Annotated in this window: 8 protein-coding genes; 7 read left to right on the forward strand and 1 reads right to left on the reverse strand. The window is 66.8% G+C overall.

Annotation, left to right across the window (positions count from 1 at the left end; genetic code table 11):
- The first annotated feature begins 1 nt into the window (after nucleotide 1).
- From ribB to BUR28_RS20290, 5 genes are all read left to right on the forward strand, one after another.
- On the forward strand, nucleotides 2–1,075 hold the full coding sequence (gene ribB / locus BUR28_RS00005; protein WP_254813660.1) for a 3,4-dihydroxy-2-butanone-4-phosphate synthase: 1,074 nt from the start codon (nucleotides 2–4) through the stop codon (nucleotides 1,073–1,075).
- Nucleotides 1,076–1,078: 3 nt separating this feature from the next.
- Nucleotides 1,079–1,618, forward strand: coding sequence for a 6,7-dimethyl-8-ribityllumazine synthase (locus BUR28_RS00010; protein WP_074218245.1), 540 nt, complete (start codon nucleotides 1,079–1,081; stop codon nucleotides 1,616–1,618).
- Entirely contained in the window at nucleotides 1,615–2,082 is a 468-nt protein-coding gene (gene nusB, locus BUR28_RS00015) for a transcription antitermination factor NusB (RefSeq protein WP_074218246.1), read from the forward strand. The genes BUR28_RS00010 and nusB overlap by 4 nt, the downstream gene beginning before the upstream one ends.
- Nucleotides 2,083–2,205: 123 nt before the next feature.
- Nucleotides 2,206–2,367: a hypothetical protein gene (locus BUR28_RS20285; protein ID WP_217693497.1), complete on the forward strand. Its 162-nt coding sequence runs from the start codon at nucleotides 2,206–2,208 to the stop codon at nucleotides 2,365–2,367.
- Nucleotides 2,368–2,409: 42 nt separating this feature from the next.
- Nucleotides 2,410–2,841 carry a fibro-slime domain-containing protein gene (locus tag BUR28_RS20290; RefSeq protein ID WP_074218248.1) on the forward strand — a complete coding sequence of 144 codons (432 nt, stop codon included), beginning with the start codon at nucleotides 2,410–2,412 and terminating at the stop codon, nucleotides 2,839–2,841.
- Nucleotides 2,842–2,854: 13 nt separating this feature from the next.
- On the opposite strand, the gene BUR28_RS00030 is transcribed toward BUR28_RS20290, so the two are convergent.
- On the reverse strand, nucleotides 2,855–3,556 hold the full coding sequence (locus BUR28_RS00030; protein WP_074218249.1) for a glutathione S-transferase family protein: 702 nt from the start codon (nucleotides 3,554–3,556) through the stop codon (nucleotides 2,855–2,857).
- A 146-nt stretch (nucleotides 3,557–3,702) separates the two neighbouring features.
- Between BUR28_RS00030 and BUR28_RS00035 the strand changes: the two genes are divergently transcribed.
- Nucleotides 3,703–4,041 (forward strand): hypothetical protein, encoded by a 339-nt coding sequence (locus BUR28_RS00035; protein ID WP_074218250.1) that lies wholly within the window; start codon nucleotides 3,703–3,705, stop codon nucleotides 4,039–4,041.
- 165 nt (nucleotides 4,042–4,206) lie between these two features.
- Entirely contained in the window at nucleotides 4,207–4,764 is a 558-nt protein-coding gene (locus BUR28_RS00040; RefSeq protein WP_074218251.1) for a hypothetical protein, read from the forward strand.
- Nucleotides 4,765–5,000: the final 236 nt, after the last annotated feature.

Raw genomic sequence — 5,000 nt, forward strand, 5'->3', positions numbered from 1 at the left:
GATCTCCTCGGTCGAGGAGATCATCGAGGATGCGCGCAACGGGCGCATGTTCATCCTCGTCGACCACGAGGACCGCGAGAACGAGGGCGACCTGGTGATACCGGCCCAGATGGCGACGCCCGAGGCCGTGAACTTCATGGCGATGCACGGGCGCGGCCTGATCTGTCTGTCGCTGACCGGTGAACGCGTGGACGCGCTGGGCCTGCCGCTCATGGCCTCCTACAATTCATCGCGCCACGAGACGGCCTTTACGATTTCCATCGAGGCACGCGAAGGCGTGACCACGGGCATCTCGGCCCATGATCGCGCGCGGACCATCGCGGTCGCCATCGACGCGTCCAAGGACGCCTCCGACATCGCGACGCCGGGGCACATCTTCCCGCTGCGCGCCCGCGACGGCGGCGTCCTTGTGCGCGCTGGCCATACCGAGGCGGCGGTCGACGTGGCGCGGCTGGCCGGGCTGAACCCGTCGGGCGTGATCTGCGAGATCATGAACGAGGATGGCACCATGGCGCGGCTGCCCGATCTCGTGTCCTTCGCCCAGCGTCACGGGCTCAAGATCGGCACGATCTCCGACCTGATCGCCTATCGCCACCGGCACGACAACCTCGTGAACGAATCGGCGGTCAAATCGGTGACCTCGGCTTTCGGCGGCGACTGGACCATGCGCGTCTTCACCGACGAGACCCAGGGGGCCGAACATGTCGTACTCAGCAAGGGCGACATTGCCTCGTCGGAGCCTGTGCTCGTGCGGATGCACGCGCTCGATCCGTTGCAGGACGTGCTCGGCCTCGGGCCGCATGAGCCAGACGAGCTGCCCCGTGCGATGGAGATCATCGCCGGCGAAGGCCGCGGCGTCGTCGTGCTGTTGCGCGACACCACGATGAAGCTCGCGGTCGATGCCGAGGCGTCGCCGCAGACCTTGCGGCAATACGGGCTTGGCGCGCAGATTCTCGCCGCCCTCGGGCTGCACCGGCTGGTGCTGCTGACCAATTCGCCGCTGCCTCGCGTGGTCGGGCTCGAGGCCTACGGGCTTTCGATCGAGGGCACCCGCAGGATCGACGGAAAGGGCTGAGACATGGCCGACCAGGACCCCCACCATATCCTCGAATTGCCGCACTTCGACCGTCCGGTGAAGCTGCTCGTGGCGGTTGCGCCGTTCTACCGCGACATCGCCGACATGCTGATCGCGGGCGCGGGGGCCAAACTGGATGCCGTCGGCGCCACGCACGACCTTGTCGAGGTGCCCGGCGCGTTGGAACTGCCCGCGGCCATCGCGCTGGCGCACCGGATGTCGAACTATGACGGTTACGTGGCGCTTGGCTGCGTGATCCGGGGCGAGACCACGCATTACGAAACCGTCTGCAACGACAGCTCGCGAGGGCTGATGCTGCTGGGCCTGCAGGGTGCGCTGATCGGCAACGGCATCCTGACCGTGGAAAACCATGAGCAGGCCGTCGTCCGCGCCAAACCCGAGGACATGGACAAGGGCGGCGGCGCGGCGGCCGCGGCGCTGCACCTCATCGCGCTTGCCCGCCGCTGGGGAAGTGAGACCAAGGGCGTGGGCTTCAAGCCCGCCGGCAGTTTCCAGATCGCCGAGGGATCCGACCGCGCATGACCACCGCCGCCGAGAAACGCCAGATGAAATCCGCCGCGCGGCTTTATGCCGTGCAGGCCCTGTTCCAGATGGAGCAGTCGGGCCAGGGCGTCGACGCGGTGCGCCGCGAGTTCGAGGATTGGCGCTTCGGCCTCGGCTACGAGGATGGCGAGGACCTGGCCGAGGGCGATGTCGACCTCTTTCGTGCCACGCTGGAAGGGGCGGTGAACTGGCAGGCCAAGATCGACCAGATGACCGATCGCGCGCTAGTTGCGAAATGGCCGATCGCCCGGATCGACCCCACGCTGCGCGCCCTGTTCCGCGCGGCGGGTGCGGAACTCGTGGCCGGCGAGGCGCCGCCGCGTGTGGTGATCACCGAATATGTGGATGTGGCCAAGGCGTTCTTCCCCGAGGGGCGAGAGCCGAAATTCGTCAATGCCGTGCTCGACCACATGGCGCGCGAGTCCCGTCCCGAAGCCTTCTGACGCCGCCCCGGCAAAACGGCGGCCTCCCCACCTGCCTGCCCGCAGGCCTGCGGCAAGAAAATGCGCGGCGAATGGCGATCCGTGCCCGGCGCGCGCCGCGATTTCAATGACATTCACCCCGACATGGAAGTAACGATCAGCGGCGGGACGCCCGGCCTGGTCAGCCCGACCCTGACCGCCAAGACGCCCGCTTTCGTGGGTGCCGCCGGCGCGGGCGGGATCAGCGGTGCGGCGTCCTTTGCCGAGTGGTACACCGACGTGCCGGGCACGAACCTGTCGGCATAGCTCACGATCACGCTCGACAACACGATCACGCCCGACCCGGACGTGTATACCTACACCAATAGCAGCTTCTTCCGGATCGACGGAGCGTTGCTGGGCAACCAGGGCCGGGCGCACAACTACCACTTCACCTATGAACTGCATTCCAGCTTTACCTACCGCGGCGGCGAGACGTTCGCCTTCACCGGGGACGACGACGTGTGGGTTTTCATCGACGACACGCTCGTCGTGGACCTTGGCGGGGTGCATGGCGCAGCTTCGGGTTCGGTCGATCTGGACACGTTGGGCCTGACGCCCGGCAGTACCTACGATTTCGACCTGTTCTTCGCCGAGCGGCACACCGTGGCGTCGAATTTCCGTATCGACACCTCACCGGTCTTCGTTTCGACCATCCGGGTGCCGGCGAGCCTGCCGTTGTTGCTGGGCGGGGTGGGCCTGCTCCGCGTTGCGAGGGGGCAGGCGCGCAAGGGCGCCTGACACGGCGCCACGGTCAGTCGCAAAGCGGGGCCGCGAGGCTGGCGCGCAGGCGCTTGTGATAGGTGACGAGAGTCGGGTGGCGTCGGGCCGCGACCTTGAGCGGCGTGTCCAGCGGTGGCTGCAAAACATTTTCGAGGAAGCCGAAGACCACCGTATCGATCCCTGAGGGCCGGTCGCCGAACACGTAAGGTGCGTCACCGACAAGGGTTGCGAGCGCGGCAATGCCCTCTTCGGCCATGGCATCGATTTCCGCAGCTCCATGTCGGCCCGTGCCCTGTGCATGAAGCGCCCGCGCCACCTGACGGCGCACCATGGCGAAGACCGGGCGGCGGAGGGCCGCGGGCAGAGCGGCGAAGAAGGCCTGGCGCACCGCGTCCGGTCGCTCGATCCAGCGGGCGTGGACAAGCGTCCAGTAGAGATGCTCCTCGACCAGCGCGCGTATCGCCGCCGCCTCGGCGCGCTGCCGTTTGGTCAGGTGCGCGTCCGGGTCGAAGCCATGCTCGTCCGCCAGATGATGCTGGATCGCTTGCGAGTCCGGGATCGCGCGATCGTCTTCCACCAGAACGGGCAGCTTGCCCTTGGGCGCCTTGCGCGGATCTCCGGCCGCGCGCTCGAAGGGCAGGCCGCTCATCTGCAACAGAAGCAGGGATTTCACGGAGAAGGGGCTTGGGCTGATCGTGTCCAGCGCCGGGGCGAAAACGTGGAGCGCGCGCATCGGTAAAGAATCCGTTAACCTTCGTGCGGTCAGAGTGGGAGCGAATCCGGCTTACGGCCAGCGCCGATGCGGGGCGGAAGCGAAGTTTTTTCTTGGAATCGGGCAGCCAATGGCTACCTATTGAGGTGAACATTCGGAGATTGTCGATGCCTGACCTCGTGCGCCTCTATATCCGTCATTCCGTGATCGGCTTCGTTCTGGCGGCGCTGTTCGTGACGCTCCTGCTTTATCTCAACGTCGGAAATCTCTGGCACCTTGTGACCCATGTGTCCGGGGGCTGGTTGGCGTTGGTCCTGTTGTTCGTGTTCAATGGTATTGTGTTTTCTGGGGTCCAGTTCGGCATCGCTGTGATGTCGATGGCTCGTGACGAGGACGACGATTCGCGCGGCCGGCGTCAGCCGGAGCGCGTGCGCGGATTGGTCGAGGCGCTGGTGCCGATCCCGGTTCCGGTGCGCGAAGATCGTCAAATGCCGCGTCGGCGCTGACCTTACCCTTCATTCGGGATGCACAACTGGCGGCCTGCGGGCCGCCGTCTTTTTTCCGGCACACGTGGGTCTGGCGCTTGCGTGGCGGATCCCGGGCGACTCGTATCCACCCTTGTCGCCCGCTATACTGATGGCTCTGGATACGATCACGGGTGGGACCCAGCGATGCGCATTCTGATCGGTGTCTGGCTCCTGCAGGCTCTCACGGCCGGCCCGCTCTGGCTGGTGCTGACCGGCCAAGACCCCGCGCTGATTGCTTTGGGTGTCGCGACGGCGCTCGGGGCCGGGCTTATCGCGGCGCTCTGGATCGGGACCCTGTTGCGCGACCAGCGCAGACTGACCGAGGCGCGCCAGTCGGAACGCCTCGCCGCCGCCAAGGCCCGGTTCCAGGAGCGCCTGGCCAAACACAAGAGCGAAGACGCGGCCCGGCTGTCCGCGCTGACCCAGAAGATGGGCAGTTCGCGCACGCGCCTGCTCAAGGTGGGGTTGATTGCCGGCGGCACGCTCGGCCTTGGCGTCGCCCTGTTCTTCGCGCAGGTGTTCACCGCCGGCCTGCTGGTGGCGGCTTTCGCCGGCGGGGGCGCGGCAGGCTACGGTATCCGGGGCTACCTGTCGCGTGCCCCCGGGTCCCGGTGCGCCGATGGGCCCATGATTATCGATGACCGTGATGCAAAATCCGTGTGCGCCGGGCGGCCGCGGTTGCTGAGAACGGCGCGGAGCTGACCGGGCCGAAGTCGTGAGTCGGACAGAAGGGGCGGGACCGCCGCGACCGTTGAGGAAACGCATTCCCGAGGACCTGTATGTACAGGTGGGCGCCAGGTAACCGGGCCACGACCCGGACAGAGCCAGCTCCCTCGGATTTGCTTAAGGCCACCGGAATGTTGCCTCGTCACGGGAAGGGCAGAACCCGCCTTAGCCACACATAGGGCGCGGGGCCGCCTGCCGCAAGGCTTGTCGGA

It is taken from the genome of Rhodovulum sp. ES.010, assembly GCF_900142935.1.
Taxonomy (GTDB): domain Bacteria; phylum Pseudomonadota; class Alphaproteobacteria; order Rhodobacterales; family Rhodobacteraceae; genus Rhodovulum.

Excerpts from the sequence above, each read along its gene's own strand:
- BUR28_RS00010 (WP_074218245.1), top strand. The coding sequence starts at position 1,079 with ATGGCCGACCAGGACCCCCACCATATCCTCGAATTGCCGCACTTCGAC.
- nusB (WP_074218246.1), top strand. The coding sequence starts at position 1,615 with ATGACCACCGCCGCCGAGAAACGCCAGATGAAATCCGCCGCGCGGCTT.
- BUR28_RS20285 (WP_217693497.1), top strand. The coding sequence starts at position 2,206 with ATGGAAGTAACGATCAGCGGCGGGACGCCCGGCCTGGTCAGCCCGACC.
- BUR28_RS00030 (WP_074218249.1), bottom strand. The coding sequence starts at position 3,556 with ATGCGCGCGCTCCACGTTTTCGCCCCGGCGCTGGACACGATCAGCCCA.
- BUR28_RS00035 (WP_074218250.1), top strand. The coding sequence starts at position 3,703 with ATGCCTGACCTCGTGCGCCTCTATATCCGTCATTCCGTGATCGGCTTC.
- BUR28_RS00040 (WP_074218251.1), top strand. The coding sequence starts at position 4,207 with ATGCGCATTCTGATCGGTGTCTGGCTCCTGCAGGCTCTCACGGCCGGC.